This window comes from Williamsia sp. z71 (assembly GCF_059553375.1).
Genome location: NZ_JCANWX010000010.1, coordinates 95,645 through 113,717, shown reverse-complemented (window position 1 = coordinate 113,717; position 18,073 = coordinate 95,645). Strand labels below are relative to the sequence as shown.

Below are 18,073 nucleotides of genomic sequence, written 5' to 3'. Positions count from 1 at the left end.
ACTCGACGGCTTCTCAGGGACTAATCCAGGACAGCTCTGGCGGCTCACGCGTCGCGCTTCGACGACGGTACGGAGGAGTACTCGTCGATGAACCGCTCGATGAACGCCGAGAGTTCGGCATGGCCGGCGGTCACGCCGACCGCTTCCTCATTGCGGAGGTTGCGAGCCATACCGGTCAGGATCATGGACATCACCACCGGCGGATACTTCTCCAGGTCGACACCATGAGCGCGCAGAACCATGGTCACCGCCGCGGTCTCGATGTCGCGAATGCGCTCGGACGACCTCTTCAATTCGGCGCTGACCACCTTCCGGTGATTGGCCAACGCCATGAACTCGGTGTTCAGCTTGGTGGCCCGCGCATCACCACTGATCAGCCACAAGGCCCTGAGCGGATCGTTCTCCTCCAGCGCGCGGCGTTGCCGCTCGAACGTGACCTCGGCGCCTCCGCGGACCACCGCGAGGAAAAGGTCGTCCATCGTCGGGAAGTAGTAGTACACCAGCGCCTGCTTCACCCCGGCCCTGGCGGCAACTTTCCTGGATGTGGCTGCGGCGTAACCCTCTTCGAGAATGACCTCGATCGTCGCTTCCATCAAACGGGTCCGGGCATTGGCCGCATCCGGATCACGCTTGGTGCGTGGGGTTGCCATCAGTACTGTCCGGCGACAAAAAAGCACGCGGACATCAGCATTTCGGATCCGAACACGATTTCGACCTCAAATTCACTCCCGGGCTACCCATGGCCCACTGTAACATTCTGATCGATCGATCAGTTTTTGACTTCGGCGAGTCTCACAGCCCCATCACCGAAAGGCCTGACGATGGTTGACATCACCAAGGCAGACTTCTTCAGCGAACCCGCACTGGCGGACGACCCTTATCCCTACTTCGACGAGCTCCGGTCGCGGTGCCCGGTACATCCCATCGCGATGCCCCGGGTCATGGCCGTCACCGGGTACGAGGAAGCCATCGAGGTCTACCGGGATCCAGAGGTGTTCTCTGCCTGCAATTCGGTCGCCGGACCGTTTCCTCCACTGGAGGGCCAGCCCGACGGCGACGACATCAGCGACTACGTCGAGCAGAACCGAGAGCACTGGTTCTTCTACGAGTACCTGATCACCATGGACGGCGAGCCGCATGAACGCGAACGCGGACTGCTCCGTCGCATCATGACCCCGCGTCGACTGAGGGAGAATGCCGAAGCGATGTCCGCCATCGCCGATCAGTGCCTGCTCGAGGACGTCACGACCGGTGCCGGCGAGGTCATCGCGGACTATTCCCGACCCTTCACCACTCTCGTGATCGCCGACCTGCTCGGCATGCCGGACGAAGACCGCGTGAACCTCCGATTGAGTAACTTCAAGGCGAAAGTGGTTGGCGCGCTCGGCGGATCGGAGACTGTCGAGACCAACCTGCTGCAGTATTGCGAAGAGCGATTCATGGAGTACGTGATCGATCGTCGCCAGAACCCACAGGAAGACGTACTCACCCAACTCGCGACCGCGACCTATCCCGACGGCTCTGTCCCGGAGCCCGACGTGGTCGTGCGATTGGCGTCCTTCCTCTTCGGCGCCGGCCAGGACACCACCGCCCGCCTGATCGGATCCGCCCTTCGTATCCTCGCCGAAGATCAAGAGCTGCAGGCGAAGTTGCGGGCCGACAAGAAGGTCATCGCCCCGTTCATCGAAGAGGTCCTGCGCCTGGAGAGTCCCACCAAGAGCGACTTCCGGTTCACCAAGATGGCCGTCAACCTCGGCGGCGTCGACGTGCCACCCGGGACGACCCTGATGGTCCATCCCGGCGCCTGCAATCGCGACGACCGGAAGTTCGAGAATCCGGACGTATTCGATCTCGACCGTGAGAACAACAGGGAACACATCGCTTTCGGCCGCGGGGCGCATACCTGCCCCGGAGCGCCCCTGGCACGTGCGGAAGCCACTGCCACCGTCGACCGCTATCTCGCGAACACCGGCAACATCGCCATCAACGAAGACAAACACGGGCCGGCCGGAAATCGCCGGTACAGCTATGAAAAGACCTTCCTGCTGCGTGGCCTCTCAGAACTCCATCTGCTCTTCACCCCACCGGCAGCGTGATCACATGAACGCCCAACAACCGAAATTGACCATCGACAAGGAACGCTGCGAGGGTCACGCACTGTGCACCCAGATCGCGCCGGACATCTTCGACATCGGTGACGACGACATGGCCATCTGGGACGAACATCCGCCGGAGGGATCCGAGAAGTCGATCCGCGCAGCCATCGCCGCCTGTCCCCGCCAGGCGATCAGCGTCGAGGAGCATTGATCAAAGCCTGAGCATTAAAACGTCGGCGGCGGGCCACTCCTCCCTTTCTCTTCGCGGAGCCTTCGGGCGAGTTGCTCTTCGAGTTCGCGTTGTCGGCGGTTGAGTAGTCGTTCTTGTTGGCGGCGTGCGTGTTTGGCAGCGGTGCGGGTTTGCGTTCTTGACGGTGGTCCCGGCGGTGGCCGGTTTGGTGAGCCGCGTTGGTCATCGAAGATGATCAGTCGCAGCGTGGGGAACAGGTCATCACCGGTCCAGCCCGGGCCGTGATGGTGGCGTCCTTCGGGGGTGGTGAAGACCAGGCGGGTACGTCCGGTCGCGGGGTCGGGGTACTGGTCGTCAAGCCAGTCGGAGTATGTCTTGAGTAGGTGATGAAAACGGCACAGTGTCTTCATCTCTGAGGGATGGGTGCAGCCACCGGTGTCGGGGTCGTTGTGGTTGTACTCGCAGGTGTGGTCGAGGTCGGCGCCCCAGGCCTTGTGCTCGCAACCAGGCCACATGCAGTAGATGTCGCGGATCCGAAGGTAGGTGTCCAAGACAACCGACGGCCGGTACCGGTCACCAGGCTGGGTGGCCGGCAGTGGAACCACTTGCGGGAACGGCGCCGCAACGATCGCATTGTCGTCGCCGTCATCGGGGAGGTCTTCGACTGGCGGGTTCTGCGGTCGGCGCATGTACACGTTCGGCCGCTTCGGTTTTGGCGTCTCCTGCTCGGGCGGCTCGGGTTCCGATTGCACTGGTTCGGGCTGAGGCTCGGGCTCGGGCTGCACGGGCGCAGGTTCCGTCTTGTTGCCCATCGGCCGCTGCACCGTTTCCGGGCGAGCAGCGATATCACGAACATGATCGCCGGAAATCACGCCGTGTCCGTCGATGAAGCCTGGATTCTCGGCGCGACCGTCGAGGGTGGCCTGATCAGTGATCACGTGCAGCACGATCTTCACATCCACACCCGAAACCACCCGGCTAGCAGGCATGGTGACGATCTCAGCGGTACAGGGATGCTTCGGATCATTCGGGCATTCACACATGAACTCCCGGCCCATCACCGTGGCGAACAACGCATCGGCCATCCGATCAGCCTTTTTCCGCGGATCAGCCTTACACGTGGCCATCGCCAGTTTTTCCAACCTGGCCATGATCAACGTCAATTCCTCAGCGGTGGAATGGGCATCCAGTACTGCCATGCCGTGCTCGGTGTTGTTGGCCCACACCCCGCGATTGTTTTTCGCATCCTCCCGGTTCTTCCGGACCAGATCCGGGTCCCGGCGGAAGATGATCGCATCGACCATGTCCCGCATCCGACCTCTGGACCACGACCCCCGCCGTTCCAGTGCTTCGGCGATCCCACGATCGATATCAGCCATGTGGGCCGAGCCCTCGATCAACTCGGTGCGGGCGATGATGTCCGGAATATGGTGCGCGGCGATGCGGCCGGCTTTCAACAGTTCATTGACCGCAGGCAGCCGATCGCGCAAAGCCACCCCACGGTTGATCTGCAACTCCGCGGTCCGCTGCGTCAACCCCTGTGCGGCAGATAATCTCGCCGCACACTGCGCGAACGGATCAAGCGCCTGCATCTCCGCCTTGGTCCCGGCGGTCGGTTCGACCAGATGTCGGTGCAGCATCGCCGCAGCGGCGTACCGTTCCCACTCCATCCGCGACTGCTGGGCCATCGCGAGCTCGGTGTTACGCAACAACTCGTTGACACCCGCTGATTCGACAGGACCGATTTCATCGTCCCCACCTGCATCTTCGAACTCCCCCTCGAACATACATTTGAGTCTAGATCAGGGGTACGACACGCCTCATGTGTTATCTCCCAGGACATCGGTGACAGTTCTGCATGAAGACATCGGTGACATTGTGGGTGATCTTGGTGGTGACAGTTCTGCACCAAGACTGTGGGGGTGGCTGTCAATGAACCCATCGATCCTGTAGTCCGGCTGGCGATCTCTCAGTGGCCTGACGATGCACCGCGCGGGGCGGTCTCAACGTTCTGCACCGAGCACGGAGTATCTCGAAAGTCCTTCTACGAGTTGCGTAAACGCGCGAAGGTGGAGGGTCCATCGGCAGTGCTGGAGCCGCGGACCCGGCGCCCGAAATCGAGTCCATCGATGTTGAGCGACGCGGTCAAAGCGCAGGCGTTGGCGGTGCGATCGGCTCTGGAGGCTTCCGGGCTCGATCATGGACCGATTAGCGTGTACGACAAGATGCGCTCGATGGGGCTGGAGGAGGTGCCGTCCACGGCGTCGCTGGCACGAATCTTCCGAGAGGCCGGCGTGGCCCGTCGCGAGCCGAAGAAGAAGCCCCGCTCAGCGTGGCGACGGTTTGTCTATCCCGCTCCGAACGCATGCTGGCAACTCGATGGCACCGTATACGTGCTGACCGGTGGGCGTAAGTGCGTCATCCTCCAGCTCATTGACGACCATTCGCGTTTCGCCGTTGCCTCCCACGTGGCTGGTGGTGAGACCTCCGAAGCCGCAATTGCAGTCTTCGACAAGGCAATGGCACCACACGGGGTTCCGCAACGACTCTTGACCGACAATGGCGCTGCTTTGAACCCTTCCCGCCAGGGCTATAGCGGCCGACTTGTCGACCATGTCCACGCACTCGGGGTCGAAGCAATCACCGGTAAGCCCTACAAGCCGACCACTCAAGGAAAGAATGAACGTTTCCACCAGACGTTGTTCCGATACCTGGACAAGCAGCCGCTGGCCGAGACGGTAGCTGAGCTTCAAGCCCAGGTCGATGCGTTCGACCACATCTACAACACCGCGCGCCCCCATCAGGGGCTGCCTGGGCGGGTCACACCACTGACCGCGTGGTGCGCCACGCCCAAAGTTGATCCGCCGCGCCCCGAACCCAAACCTGTTGCGCTCCTGTTTGATCAGCCCTCTCCGCGCTCCCGCCCAGGCACCACATACGTCGGCAATGGACGACCCCGTGGCCCACGACCCAACCCAAGGAAACCGTCACCGAAGTCCTGATACATAAACTGTCACCGATGTCCTGATGCAGAACCGTCACCGATGACCCGATACATCACATCCGACAGCCGCCGTGACGCGAAGAACGTCAGCGAATCATGAAGCCCGCGTCCAGAGCCCATTCGGTTCCGGTGATGAACTTGGCCTCGTCGGAGACCAGGAAGGCAACGGCGTTTGCCACATCTTCGGGTTCGAGCATCTCAATCGGGAGCGCGTTCTGCATCCCGGAGATGGAGTTGGAACCGCCTGCCGACGCTTCCTCGAACAGCTTCGCCATGGCCTCGTTCATCGTCATCCCACTGGCCACACCTGTCGGATGAATGGTGTTGACCCGAATCCATTCGGGTGCAAGATAACTGGCCATCCCCTGCATGAGCCCGACAAGTCCGCGCTTGGCCGATGCGTAGGCCATGCCGCTGGCATTGAGTGATGCCGACGCCTTCAATCCGGCAGTGGAGCTGGTGATGACGATCGAACCGCCACGGCCACCTTCGCGTAGCGCCGGCAGTGAGGCACGGACGGTATGGAACACCCCGGACAGGTTCGTGTCGATGACGTCTTTCCAATCGGTGAGGAAGTCCTCCGATTCCGGACCCATCCGGATGATCCCGGCGTTGGCGATCACGATGTCCAACCGCCCGAACTCGGCCAGCCCCTCACCAAATGCTTCCGAAAGCTCCTCATAATTCCGCACATCCGCCTTGCGGGCGACGATCCGGCGATCCTGCTGCTCCACAAGCCGCACGGTTTCGGCCAAATCCGCCTCGCTTGCATTGGGATACGTCATCGAATCGACGTTCTCGCAGATGTCCACAGCGATGATGTCGACACCTTCGCGCGCCAACCGCACGGCGTGAGCGCGGCCCTGCCCACGGCCTGCACCGGTGATGAACGCAACGCGACCTTCAAGTCCTGACATTTTCACGCTTCCTTTTCCTGTGACCGGGCGATCCTTGCCCAGGCTTGTTCCGCAACTGCATGGAGAGCTTCACCTTTGGCGAAACCCGAGTACGCCGACAGTTGGAGCACGACCTCGTCCATCTCGGCCTTGCTGATGTCGCCGGATTCGAGAGCCGACCCGGTATGCGACGTGAGCGGCAGCGCAGAATCACAGACGGCCACAGAGGCAACGGTGATGAATCGCCGATCACGCCGACTGAGGCCGGGACGTTGCCAGACGTGCCCGAACACGAAGTTCAGGATCCCGGCGTGCATGTACGGCGTGTCGGGCCCGGGAGCCTCGATCAGGTTGACGTCACAGAACTCCTGCACGCCGCGCTCGATCCGCTCGTCCCAGTCGGACGGTCCCAGTTGCGAGTTCTCCTGTGGGGCAACCGCGCCCGAGCGGCCCCGCGCCTGCTCCATCATCGCCCACTGCCGTCGCACGACGCCCTCGAGGTGCGAGGCCTTGGGCCAGCCGTTGTAGACCGCGAAATGCAGGACGAACTCCAGCATCTCGTCGATGGTGATGTCGCCGCTGCTCAGCGCGGCGATGACCTGATCCTCGATCGGCTGCTGCGCGTCGGCGGCGCCGACACAGGTCAATGTGACCCAGCGGCGGTTGCGGCGGCTCAGTCCGGGCCGCGCCCACACCTCGCCGAAGACAAACCGCTGCTGCGCGTCAACAAACGGGGTCGAGCCGATCGGGGGGTCCGACATCATCACGTCGCGATGGGCGGAAGGAGCCAGATTTTCCATTTTGGGGACTCACTTTCAGGTCTAGTGCCTGAACTTTAAGTCCCTAGCCCTAATTTTGTCCATCATGGTTTCATGGTCAGATGTCGATGCCCCCGGTCGGTCGGTCCGCCAAACAGCAACTGGTGCTCACCGCCGAGCGCCTTTTTGCGGTCCACGGAATCGACGGGGTACCGCTGCGCCAGATCGGGACCGAAGCGGGCATGGCGAACAAATCGGCAGTGCAATATCACTTCGGATCCAAAGAAGGCCTGGTCGAGGCCATCCTGGTCAACCGCCTCGACGATCTGGACCGCAGGCGAGCACTGCTCCAGGCCCGAACACCCGCTGACGACCTGCGCGGGGTGATCGAGGCACACCATCTACCGCTGATCGAACTCGCCGAGGACGAGGACTGCTACTACCTGCAGTTCCTTGAACAACTCGGGCACAAGGTCCACCCACTGGACAGACTCCCCTCGTCCAACCGGACAGTCGAGGATGCGTACACCGCAAGAGTCAACTCACTGATCGGCGACATACCGAGGCGGCTGCGAGAGATACGGATACGTCAGGCCTCGGCAACCAGCCTGCACGTCTGCGCGGACCGGCATCGAACCCGCATGCTCGGGCTGCCCGTGCCGCCGTACGCGGTGCACGTGAGTCAGCTGCTGGACAGCCTGATGGCGCAACTGGTGTCGCCGCCGTCGGAGGAGACGCTCGCGGCGCTGGCCGCCTGGCCCCAACCGGGCAACCGAGCTACGACTTCGACACCTGATAGGTGATGGCGGTCGGACCGCTGACAGATGCCTCGGTGGTGCCGATCACCACGGTGTAGCGCTCTCCGTCGGTTTCGGCGACAAAACCCTTCACGGACTCGGCGCCTTCCTGGCGCTGGAACTGTTCGGCGAAACCGGCGTCGAGAAGTTGGGTCGAGGCGTTGTCGAACGGGTCACCGGCATCGGCCCGACCGGCGACGGTCAGGTTCCAGCCGTCCTTGGCAGTGCCTCCCACGGCAAGCACCGCACCCTCGATCACCGGCACCTGCGAAGGGAAATCGCCGGGCAGCGCCAGCGACGCGGCCGACGTCGAATCCGCCTCCTTGTCGTCGCTGCCGCACGCCCCGATCAGCAACGTCAGACCCGCCAGAACCAGCATCACAACCACCCGCACCCGAATCATGGAGACAGACTAGGGCGTGGGGTCGAAAACTGTCTTACCGACCGGCGGAGAGCCTTGCGGTGACCTGGTCAATTAGTTCGCCTCAGAGACGAACCGAAGCCCGAATACGGCACCTAGCAGCAGTAACGGTAGACTGGACCGCAGAAACGAGGCCGAACAGCACACAGCAGGTAGCGCGGACAGCAGGTATTGCGCCGTTTGTTCCCGACAGGCCTCGTGCCACGACACACCGCCCACACTGATCGACGGAGTGCCCCTTGATTGCAGTCCTGGCCGCCTTGGCCATCACGGCTGTGCTGGCGCCTGCGATCATCACCTGGCTGGGCCGGCGGGGCTTCTATCTGTTGGCCCTGGCGCCTTTCGGCGGGCTCATCTGGGTCTTCGCGAACTGGCCCGACGAATCCCAGGGCATCCGCACCGAATCGATCACCTGGGTGCCCGCGCTGCAGATGAACATCGACCTCCGGTTCGACACCCTGGCCGCGATCATGTCGGTCCTGGTTCTCGGGGTCGGAGCATTGGTGCTCTGCTACTGCGCTGAGTACTTCAGTGAGACCCGACGCCGGGTGGCCGGCTTCGGTGGCGAGATGGTCGCCTTCGCGGGCGCCATGTTCGGCCTGGTCTGCAGTGACAACATGCTGGTCCTATACATCTTCTGGGAACTGACCACGGTCCTGTCGTTCCTGCTCGTCGGTTTCTACGCCGTACGCGCCACCAGTCGCCGGGCCGCCACCCAGGCCTTGCTGGTCACTACGGCCGGCGGCCTGGCCATGCTGGTCGGCATCGTCATGCTCGGTGAGATCGCCGGCACGTATTCACTCTCGGAGATCGTCGCCGACCCGCCCGGCGGGACATCGGTCACCATCGCGATCGTGCTGATCCTGATCGGCGCATTGAGCAAGTCCGCCATCTTCCCGTTCCATTTCTGGCTGCCCGGCGCGATGGCCGCACCGACCCCGGTCAGCGCGTACCTCCACGCAGCCGCGATGGTGAAGGCAGGCATCTTCCTGGTTGCCCGACTGGCACCCGGATTCGCCGACCTCGTGTCCTGGCAGATCCTGGTCCTGGGTCTGGGCACGCTGACGATGCTGCTCGGCGGGTTCCGTTCCCTGCGCGAATACGACCTCAAGCTGGTACTCGCCTTCGGCACCGTCTCCCAGCTCGGTTTCCTGATGGTGCTGGTGGGTATCGGCGATGCGAACGTGGCGATGGCCGGGCTCACGATGCTCGTCGCGCACGCCATGTTCAAGGCCGCGCTGTTCATGGTCGTCGGCATCATCGACCACTCGACCGGTACCCGCGACCTGCGCAAACTCGCGTGGCTGGGTTCCAAGTCGCCGTGGCTCGCCGCGATCGCGACACTGGCCGCAGCCAGCATGGCCGGTCTGCCGATCACTCTCGGGTTCGTCGGCAAAGAGACCGCCTTCGCCGAGATCTGGCACACCGGCTCGTTGAACTCCTGGCAGGGCCCGGTCGAGGTGATCTTGCTGGTGATCGGCTCCATCCTCACCGTTGCGTACTCACTGCGGTTCCTGTGGGGTGCCTTCGGTCGTAAACGCAAGTCGTCGCCGAGTCCAGCCGTCGCCCGACTGCACAAGCCGACCGCCGCATTCCTCATCCCGGCCGGGATCCTGGCCTTGGCCGGCGTCGTATCGGGTCCGTTCGCCGGTCTGATCGGCGAAGGTTTCGAGCCCTACGCCGAGACCGTCCCCGACTACGGCAAGAAGATCGTCCATCTGTCGCTCTGGCACGGATTCAACCTGCCGCTGGCACTGACCGCGATCGCGGTGGTCGCGGGCACGGCACTGTTCGTGCTGGTCCGTGAGCTGGGCCGGCTCGGGTTCGTGAAGCCGGCACTGGGCAACGCCGACCGGATCTACGACGCTGTCCTGCGCGGCGCCGACACGCTCTCGGTCAACCTGACCCGCAACACCCAGCGCGGGTCGCTGCCGCGGACACAGGGCATCATCGTCGCCACCCTGGTGCTGCTGCCGACCATCGTGCTGTTCGCCGGTTCGCGCAACCGGCTGGAACTGAAGGGGTTCGAATCGCCCGTTCAGCTGGTCATCGGAGGCATCATGGTCGCCTCCGCGATCGCCGCCACGGTCTTGCGCAACCGCCTCGCCGCCGTGTTGGTCGTCGGAGTCACCGGTTACAGCTGCGGCGTGTTGTTCGCCCTCCACGGTGCACCCGATCTGGCTCTGACGCAGTTCCTGGTCGAGACATTGACGCTGGTCATCTTCGTCCTGGTCTTGCGCAAACTGCCCGCCGAAGCCGAGAAACGCCACCGAACGGGCTTCAAGCCGCTGCGCGCCATCCTCGGCCTGGCATTCGGTGCACTCCTGGTCGCGGTGGGCCTCTTCGCCGCGGCAGCCCGCAACACGATTCCGATGTCGTCAGAGTTGCCGTACGCCGCATACAAGTACGGCAACGGCTCCAACACGGTCAACGTCTTGTTGGTCGACATCCGCGCCTGGGACACACTCGGTGAGATCTCCGTGCTGCTGGTGGCCGCGACCGGTGTGGCCTCGATGGTGTTCCGGCACCGCCGGTTCGGCTCCGCTCCCAGCGTCGCCGACGCCACCCGCACGAATGCGCCGCGACCTGCCGCATACGACAGCGCCCAGCTGTTCGGTGAGCGGACGACATGGCTGCGCGGCAGCAACTTCCGCGACCCGCGGCACCGGTCGATGGTGCTCGAGGCCACCACCCGCCTGATCTTCCCGACGATGATCGTGTTGTCGCTCTACTTCTTCTACGCCGGACACAACGCACCCGGCGGCGGTTTCGCCGGTGGTCTCACGATGGGACTCGCCCTGGTACTCCGTTACCTCGCCGGCGGTCGCTACGAGCTCGGTGAAGCCATCCCGATCGATGCGGGCCGAATCCTCGGTATCGGACTGGGACTGTCGGTGGCCACCGCGGTGGCCTCGGTCTTCCTCGGCGCACCGGCACTGTCCTCGGCGACGATCGAGTTCACACTCCCGATCTTCGGGGACGTGAAGCTGGTGACGGCGTTGTTCTTCGACCTCGGCGTCTACTTCATCGTCGTCGGACTGGTGCTCGATGTCCTGCGCAGCCTCGGCGCCCGCCTCGACGAAGACGCTCCGCGCGTCCGTCGCGAGAAACAGGAGGTCGATGCATGAGTGTCAACCTCGGACTGCTCATCGTGGTCGGCCTGATGGCGGCCTGCGGTGTGTATCTGCTGCTCGAACGCAGCCTCATCAAGATGCTGCTCGGGTTGTTGCTGGTCGGCAACTCGATCAACCTGCTGATCATCACCATCTCCGGCGGGATGGGCAATCCCCCGATCATCGGGCGCAACTCGGGAGACCGCACCGCCGACGCCGACCCGCTGGCGCAGGGCATGATCCTGACCGCCATCGTCATCACGATGGGTATGGCGGCGTTCATCCTGTCGCTGGCCTACCGCAGCTTCATGATCAACACCGACGACGAGGTCGACGATGATCCCGAGGATCTGAAGGTCCAGCACCAGCGCAGCTCGGACGCACCCGACCGCGACCGCAGCGACGACCCGGTCACCGGCCTCGACACCAGACGTGGCGACATGTTCGACGACGCCGGCAACCCGTTGACAGAAGAGGAGATCAGGGCCCGTCGCGCCGAGATATACGAAACCGACATCCTGCCCGACCCCGACGATCTCGCCGATGAATTGGCGGACCTCGAAGAAACCGTGCCGGACACCAGAGGGGGCTCAGACACATGACGCTGTCCAATGCCTGGTTCCCCACCCTGATCGTGGCGCCGGTACTGGTTCCGATGATCGGCACGGTGCTCACGCTGATCATGGGGCGCTACCCCCGTTTTCAGCGTGTGGTGACCGTGACGGCGATCTCCATTTCCTTTGTCGCCGCCTGCCTGCTGCTGTATCTGACCAACCGGGACGGTACATACGCCCTGCACATCGGCGGCTGGGACGCCAAGGGCGGTGACCTGGGTCCACTGGGCATCACCCTTGTCGCCGACCAGCTCTCGGCGCTGATGCTCGTGGTCTCGACCGCGGTCCTGCTCTGCGTCATGCTCTACGCGGTCGGTCAGGGTATCCGCGACGGCACGGTCGACCAGCCGGTCTCGATCTTCCTGCCGACCTACCTGCTGCTGTGCACCGGAGTCTGCAACGCCTTCCTCGCCGGCGACCTGTTCAACCTGTACGTCTCGTTCGAGGTACTACTGGCGGCCAGCTACGTCTTGCTGACCCTCGGCGCCAGCGCGGACCGGGTCCGAGCCGGTGTGTCGTACGTGATGGTCTCGATGGTCTCGTCGCTGGTGTTCCTGGCGGGAATCGCCTTCGCCTATGCCGCCACCGGAACCCTGAACCTGGCCGAGATGGCGATCCGTCTACAGGACGTACCCGACGGCACCAAGGGCGCGCTGTACGCGGTGTTGCTGGTCGCCTTCGGTATCAAGGCGGCCGTCTTCCCGCTGTCGACCTGGTTGCCCGACTCTTATCCGACGGCCCCGGCGCCGGTCACCGCGGTGTTCGCCGGCCTGCTGACCAAAGTCGGTGTGTACGCGATCATCCGGGCCCATACGTTGCTGTTCCCGGGTGGCTCCATGGACACGGTCCTGATGGTGGCCGGATTGCTGACGATGCTGGTGGGCATCTTCGGTGCGATAGCCCAGTCCGACATCAAACGACTGTTGTCGTTCACACTGGTCAGCCACATCGGTTACATGATCTTCGGCCTCGCGCTGTCCACAGAATTCGGACTGTCCGGCGCCATTTACTACGTGGCCCACCACATTCTGGTGCAGACAACACTGTTCCTCGTGGTCGGGCTCATCGAAAGACAGGCCGGCTCCGCCTCATTGCGCCGTCTCGGTGGTCTGGCGGCCAGTCCCCTGTTGGCAGGTCTGTTCTTGATCCCGGCACTGAACCTCGGTGGTATCCCGCCGTTCTCCGGGTTCATCGGCAAGGTCGCGCTCATCGAGGCCGGTGTCGAGGACGGCAGCGTTCTCGCCTGGTGCCTGGTCGGCGGTTCGGTGGTGACCAGCCTCCTCACGCTGTACGTGGTTGCCCGGGTCTGGACAAAGGCCTTCTGGCGGCCGCGCGCCGACGCCCCCGAAGGTGACATGGCCGACGCCGGCCCGTCCCCGCTGCTCGACGGATCCGACGCCGACGACGTCGCCTTCGACGACCGTGTCGACGTCGGCCGGATGCCCATCGGCATGGTGGTGCCCACCATCGCGATGGTCGTCGCGGGCATCATCCTGACCCTGTGGGCCGGGCCGATCTTCGAATTCACCGATCAGGCCGCGGCCGACCTCACCGACTCGAGCATCTACCTCGACGCCGTGCTGGGAAGTGGCCGATGACCGATCAGACCGTATCGTCACGACCTCAACCGCCGAACCCGCGCGGGCCGGTGCGTGCGCGGCTGGTGAACGCCTGGCGGTTCACCGTCATATTCCTCGCCTGGCATGTCTCGAAGCTCGCGATCCAGACCCGGAACCACATACAGATCAAGCGCTGGTTCGGCTCGGACCGCCGCGAGGTCGCGGTCCGGGTGTGGACGATCGCCTGGCTCACCTTCGTCTGGGTTCTGCTGTGGGGGACATACGACCTGGCCAACGTCGTCGCCGGTATCGGCGTCGCGATCGTGGTCCTGGTCCTGCTACCGCTGCCGCGGGTCCCGGTTGAGGGCCGCGTCCACCCGCTGACGTTGCTCGAGTTGGTCTTCCGCCTGATGTTCGACCTCTTCAAGTCGAGTCTGGAGGTCGGCTGGCTGGCGGTCCGGCCGGCCAAACCACCGCTGAGCGCGGTCTTGCGGGTCCGGCTTGCCATCAAGTCGGACCTGGTGCTGACGCTTGCCGTGGACTATCTGAATCTCGTGCCCGGAACCATGGTGGTCGAGATCGACCACAGCCGGCGGCTGCTGTATGTCCACATCATCGACGCCAGCTCACCGGAGAAGGTGAAGGCCTTCCACCGGCAGGTCGAAACCGTCGAACGGTTGTTCATCAAGGCCTTCGAGCGCGATAGTGAATGGCATGCCAGCCCGTACCACGGAATCGACGACGACGACCCGAGCGGAGTCATGAAGTGAACGTTGTCTGGATAATCGCTGCCTCCCTTCTGCTCGCCGCGTCGGTGCTCACCACCACGCGCATGCTGATCGGCCCCGACACCCTCGACCGGCTCGTTGCGCTCGACACCGCGGTGGCGGTGGCGATGTGTTCGCTGGTGGTGTGGGCGGCCTACTCCATGGACTCGACGGTGGTCTCCGGGATCGTGGCGCTGTCCCTGCTCAGCTTTGTCGGATCCGTTGCGGTCGCCCGCTTCCGGGTCCGGGACAACGAGGTGTGAGGACATGATCTCCGACATCATCGTCTCCATCTTGGTCCTGTCCGGATCGCTGATGGCGTTCACCGCCTCCATCGGGATCCTGCGCTTCCCCGACACACTGACCCGCATGCACGCCGCCACCAAACCTCAGACACTCGGACTGCTGCTGGTCCTGGCCGCCGCCATGATCCGCCTGTGGAACACCGTGGATTTCGGGATGCTGGTGCTGTCCAGCATCTTTGCCCTGATCACCGCACCCGTCATCGCGCACCGGGTAGGCAAACTCGCGTACCAGGAACAACGTATGCGCGATGACCTCATCCGCGAGGACGAGATCGAATCGCATCGCACAGACTGATGTCGCTGCCGACCTGATGGACCTGCCGAACTGATGGACACCGAGCCGTCGACGCCCGCACCGTCCACCTCTGCACTGCGTCGCGGTGGGGAGCTCGGAAAAGTGGCAGCACACACCGCGATCCGACGAGTCCGTTCGCGCGCGGCCACCCTGGGCGGTTCACCCGACGAACGCCGTCGGCGCGCCGAACGTGATGCACTCGCCGCCGCCGACGAGCTGATCACTGTGCTCGGGTCGATGAAGGGCGCGGCGATGAAGGTCGGGCAGTTCCTCTCACTGCTGGACCTGAACATGGTGCCGAGCGCCGCTCGACCGGCGTTCAATCAGAAGCTCGCGATACTCCGCGACAACGCTCCCCGGGTGTCGAACGAGACGATGCTCGGCGTCGTCCGCGACGAACTCGGTGACCGGATGTCTGCCGTCGCCGAGATCGATCCCGTCCCGATCGCCGCCGCATCCATCGGGCAGGTGTACCGGGCCCGGCTGACCGACGGACGCGCCGTCGCGATCAAGGTGCAGTATCCCGGGATCGACCGGGTGGTGCGTGCCGACCTGAAGAACCTCGCCGTTGCGCTGCGCCTGTACAAGGGCCTTCTGCCCACCGCCGATCCGCAGTCGTTCATTCGTGAGATCACCGGCAACATCATCGCCGAACTCGACTATGAGGCAGAGGCCGACAACCAGCGCAGGCTGGCGGTGCGATATCGGGGACATCCGTTCATCCAGATCCCGGACGTCATCGAAAACCTGTGCAGCTCAAAGGTCCTGACCACAGAGTTCGTCAGCGGGATCACCTTCGATGAGGTGACGAAACTCGATGTCGACACCCGAGACCAGGTCGGGGAAGTGATCTACCGCTTCTACTGCGGGAGCATCCACACCGACGCGACGTTCTGCGGCGACCCGCATCCGGGCAACATCATGCTCGCCGACGACGGCCGGGTCGCCTTCCTCGACTTCGGATCCAGCAAGACGATGTCCAAGCGCGCACTACAACTCGAGCGAGCGGCACTGATCGCCGCACGCTCCGGTGACTCCGAACAGGTCGCCCAGATCCTGCGGCGTGGCGACATCCTCATCGACGAGGACAACACCACCGACGCCGACGTCCTGGCCTACGTCCAGGACTCCACCTGGTGGCACATGGACGACGTGACCATGACCATCACGCCCGAGATAGCCAACGCCGCCATGGTGGCGGCAGTCCATCCCGCGCAGGAGTACGCCGAACCCGCACGTAGACAACGATTCCCCGAAGAGCACCTGATGGCTCGGCGGGTCGAGTTCTACACCTGCGCCATGCTCGGACAGCTCGGTGCGAGCGCCAACTGGTTCCGGATCGAATCGGAGTGGCTCACCGGCGCCGACCCGGAAACCGAACTGGGACAGGTCGATCGGTGGTGGCGCAAGCGCACCTTCAGCGACTGAGTTCGCCGACCACCGCATCCACGACCGCGACCATGTCGCCGGTCTCCTCGTAGACCTTCCGCTGCCGCTGGTAGGAACCACCCCGGCGCGGTATGTCTGCCACCGACGCCAATTCATCCACGCAATCGAGTTCGACGGCAATCGGCGCCAGCCGGGTCAGCATGTCATCGAGATCGTCCGTGACAAGCCGCTCGTTGCACTGTGCGTCGGTGATGATGATGGCGTCGAGCCCGTAACGTGCGGCCCGCCACTTGTTTTCCTGCACCAGCCACGGTGCCATCACCGGAAGTGTCTCGCCGGCGTCGAGCCGGTGGTCGAGATCCACGACCAGGCAGTGGATGAGGGCGACCAGTCCGGAGAGTTCGGCGACGGTGGACACACCGTCGCACACCCGGATCTCCACCGTCCCCAACGTCGGGGACGGCCGGATGTCCCAGCGGATCTCGTTGAGATTCTCGATGATTCCGGTGGTCATCTGATCACCGACAAAGTGCTCGAACTCGGCCCACTTCTGGAACTGGAACGGCAGGCCCGCGGTGGGCAACTGCTGGAACATCATCGCGCGATTGCTCGCATATCCGGTGTCCTGGCCGACCCACATCGGCGACGACGCCGACAACGCGAGCAGGTGCGGATACTGGTTCAGCAACGACGACACGATCGGTAAGACCTTGTCCCGGTGATTGATCCCGACATGCACATGAACACCCCAGATGAGCATCTGCCGGCCCCACCACTGGGTGCGCTCGATCATCTCGGCGTATCGCGGTGACGGGGTCAGCTGCTGGGTAGACCACTCCGCGAAGGGATGAGTACCGGCGCCGAACAGGTCGACGCCGATACCGTCGGCGATCCGTCGGACCACCGCCATCGACTCGGAGAGGTCGGCCATCGCCTCCCCGGTGTTGTCGCAGATCCCGGTGACGAGTTCAACGGTGTTGCGGAGCAACTCTTTGTGGATCCGGTCGCCGGAACTCGGGTTGTCGAGTCGGCTGACCTCTTCGAACAGTTGCGCCGCGGAGTTCGACAGATCCCTCGTCTTCTTGTCGACGAGGGCGAACTCCCATTCCACGCCGAGTGTTGGCCTCGGCGAAGCGTTGAAGTCGATCGATCGGGAGTTGTTTATCTCAGGCCTCTTCGATGACGCCGCAGGCGATGCGCTTGCCGGCGTCACCGGTCATCAGCGTTTCCTCGTCGGGTGCCGGTGCGTACTTGGTGGGGATGTTGCCGAAGTTGTCCGGCTTCTCGTGGATCACGATCGCGGTCTGCAGGATCTGCTCGATGTCGAAGGTGTCGGTGACCGTGACGGTTTCACCGGTGCCCTCGTCGTTGATGAAGATCGACACGAGGTCACCGCTGGCCGGGTGCGAGGTGTTGCCGTCGACCTGCAGGTGTCCGCCGGCGGAGAGGAAGTCTCCGCTGGCGCCACCGGTCGGAGGTGTCGAGCCGGGCTCACACTTGCCCACCGCGTGGACGTGCATGCCATGGAATCCGGGTGCGAGGTTCTCGGCCTTGACGGTGACGACCACCGAGCCCTCCTCGTTGGTGTCGAAGCTGGCGGTGCCTGCCGACTGACCATCGGGCGTACGCAACTCGGCGGTGGCCTCGCCGCCTTCACTCGGATCGCCGATCGCGCCGACGTCGACCGGCGCCGGGTCGCCGGTCACGACACTCGGCGTCGTCCCCTTTTCGCTGGTGGGGTTCTCGCCCGGGCTGCAACCGGCCACAACGAGCACAGCCATCGCTGCCGGTGCCACCAGCGCGGCGGCCCGCCGCATAGTGCTGAGGTTCTTGAGCGAGCGCTGCGCCATGATTGAGCTCCCTTTGGGG

17 protein-coding genes and 1 pseudogene are annotated in these 18,073 nt (G+C 63.8%); 11 read left to right on the top strand and 7 right to left on the bottom strand.

Annotation, left to right across the window (positions count from 1 at the left end):
- Positions 1-44 precede the first annotated feature (44 nt).
- Positions 45-650, bottom strand: coding sequence for a TetR/AcrR family transcriptional regulator (locus AC51GR_RS22445; RefSeq protein ID WP_496326870.1), 606 nt, complete (start codon positions 648-650; stop codon positions 45-47).
- A 171-nt stretch (positions 651-821) separates the two neighbouring features.
- On the opposite strand from AC51GR_RS22445, the gene AC51GR_RS22440 reads away from it, so the two are divergent.
- Together AC51GR_RS22440 and AC51GR_RS22435 are read left to right on the top strand one after the other, a co-directional pair.
- Positions 822-2,096, top strand: coding sequence for a cytochrome P450 (locus AC51GR_RS22440; protein ID WP_496326869.1), 1,275 nt, complete (start codon positions 822-824; stop codon positions 2,094-2,096).
- Between the two features lie 4 nt (positions 2,097-2,100).
- Positions 2,101-2,307: a ferredoxin gene (locus AC51GR_RS22435; protein WP_496326868.1), complete on the top strand. Its 207-nt coding sequence runs from the start codon at positions 2,101-2,103 to the stop codon at positions 2,305-2,307.
- Between the two features lie 14 nt (positions 2,308-2,321).
- Here AC51GR_RS22435 and AC51GR_RS22430 read toward each other — a convergent pair whose 3' ends face one another.
- Entirely contained in the window at positions 2,322-4,073 is a 1,752-nt protein-coding gene (locus tag AC51GR_RS22430) for an HNH endonuclease signature motif containing protein (protein WP_496326867.1), read from the bottom strand.
- Positions 4,074-4,208: 135 nt separating this feature from the next.
- Here AC51GR_RS22430 and AC51GR_RS22425 point away from each other — a divergent pair.
- Positions 4,209-5,150: pseudogene (locus AC51GR_RS22425) on the top strand (integrase core domain-containing protein); the annotation flags it as partial.
- Between the two features lie 226 nt (positions 5,151-5,376).
- On the opposite strand, the gene AC51GR_RS22420 reads toward AC51GR_RS22425, so the two are convergent.
- Complete coding sequence (locus AC51GR_RS22420; protein WP_496326866.1) at positions 5,377-6,207, bottom strand: mycofactocin-coupled SDR family oxidoreductase; 831 nt, start codon at positions 6,205-6,207, stop codon at positions 5,377-5,379.
- Between the two features lie 2 nt (positions 6,208-6,209).
- Positions 6,210-6,986, bottom strand: coding sequence for a carboxymuconolactone decarboxylase family protein (locus AC51GR_RS22415; RefSeq protein ID WP_496326865.1), 777 nt, complete (start codon positions 6,984-6,986; stop codon positions 6,210-6,212).
- A gap of 80 nt (positions 6,987-7,066) precedes the next feature.
- Here AC51GR_RS22415 and AC51GR_RS22410 point away from each other — a divergent pair, with 80 nt between their 5' ends.
- Positions 7,067-7,747, top strand: a complete 681-nt coding sequence (locus tag AC51GR_RS22410) for a TetR/AcrR family transcriptional regulator (protein ID WP_496326864.1) — start codon at positions 7,067-7,069, stop codon at positions 7,745-7,747.
- On the opposite strand, the gene AC51GR_RS22405 is transcribed toward AC51GR_RS22410, so the two are convergent.
- Positions 7,722-8,144 carry a hypothetical protein gene (locus AC51GR_RS22405; RefSeq protein ID WP_496326863.1) on the bottom strand — a complete coding sequence of 141 codons (423 nt, stop codon included), beginning with the start codon at positions 8,142-8,144 and terminating at the stop codon, positions 7,722-7,724. The genes AC51GR_RS22410 and AC51GR_RS22405 overlap by 26 nt on opposite strands.
- A gap of 257 nt (positions 8,145-8,401) precedes the next feature.
- Here AC51GR_RS22405 and AC51GR_RS22400 point away from each other — a divergent pair, with 257 nt between their 5' ends.
- Genes AC51GR_RS22400 through AC51GR_RS22370 form a run of 7 tightly spaced genes read left to right on the top strand, consistent with a single transcriptional unit; the run spans position 8,402 to position 16,243 of the window.
- Entirely contained in the window at positions 8,402-11,290 is a 2,889-nt protein-coding gene (locus tag AC51GR_RS22400; protein WP_496326862.1) for a Na+/H+ antiporter subunit A, read from the top strand.
- On the top strand, positions 11,287-11,877 hold the full coding sequence (locus tag AC51GR_RS22395) for a Na(+)/H(+) antiporter subunit C (RefSeq protein WP_496326861.1): 591 nt from the start codon (positions 11,287-11,289) through the stop codon (positions 11,875-11,877). The genes AC51GR_RS22400 and AC51GR_RS22395 overlap by 4 nt, the downstream gene beginning before the upstream one ends.
- Entirely contained in the window at positions 11,874-13,487 is a 1,614-nt protein-coding gene (locus AC51GR_RS22390; protein ID WP_496326860.1) for a Na+/H+ antiporter subunit D, read from the top strand. The genes AC51GR_RS22395 and AC51GR_RS22390 overlap by 4 nt, the downstream gene beginning before the upstream one ends.
- A complete protein-coding gene (locus AC51GR_RS22385; RefSeq protein ID WP_496326859.1) occupies positions 13,484-14,218 on the top strand; it encodes a Na+/H+ antiporter subunit E in 735 nt (244 codons plus the stop codon). Before AC51GR_RS22390 ends, AC51GR_RS22385 begins: the two co-directional genes overlap by 4 nt.
- Positions 14,215-14,478, top strand: coding sequence for a monovalent cation/H+ antiporter complex subunit F (locus AC51GR_RS22380; protein WP_496326858.1), 264 nt, complete (start codon positions 14,215-14,217; stop codon positions 14,476-14,478). The genes AC51GR_RS22385 and AC51GR_RS22380 overlap by 4 nt, the downstream gene beginning before the upstream one ends.
- A 4-nt stretch (positions 14,479-14,482) precedes the next feature.
- Complete coding sequence (gene mnhG / locus AC51GR_RS22375; RefSeq protein WP_496326857.1) at positions 14,483-14,815, top strand: monovalent cation/H(+) antiporter subunit G; 333 nt, start codon at positions 14,483-14,485, stop codon at positions 14,813-14,815.
- 33 nt (positions 14,816-14,848) lie between these two features.
- On the top strand, positions 14,849-16,243 hold the full coding sequence (locus AC51GR_RS22370) for an ABC1 kinase family protein (protein ID WP_496326856.1): 1,395 nt from the start codon (positions 14,849-14,851) through the stop codon (positions 16,241-16,243).
- Here AC51GR_RS22370 and AC51GR_RS22365 read toward each other — a convergent pair.
- Together AC51GR_RS22365 and sodC are read right to left on the bottom strand one after the other, a co-directional pair.
- Complete coding sequence (locus AC51GR_RS22365; protein WP_496326953.1) at positions 16,233-17,369, bottom strand: glutamate--cysteine ligase; 1,137 nt, start codon at positions 17,367-17,369, stop codon at positions 16,233-16,235. The genes AC51GR_RS22370 and AC51GR_RS22365 overlap by 11 nt on opposite strands.
- Before the next feature lies 1 nt (position 17,370).
- Positions 17,371-18,054, bottom strand: a complete 684-nt coding sequence (gene sodC / locus AC51GR_RS22360) for a superoxide dismutase[Cu-Zn] (protein ID WP_496326855.1) — start codon at positions 18,052-18,054, stop codon at positions 17,371-17,373.
- Positions 18,055-18,073: the final 19 nt, after the last annotated feature.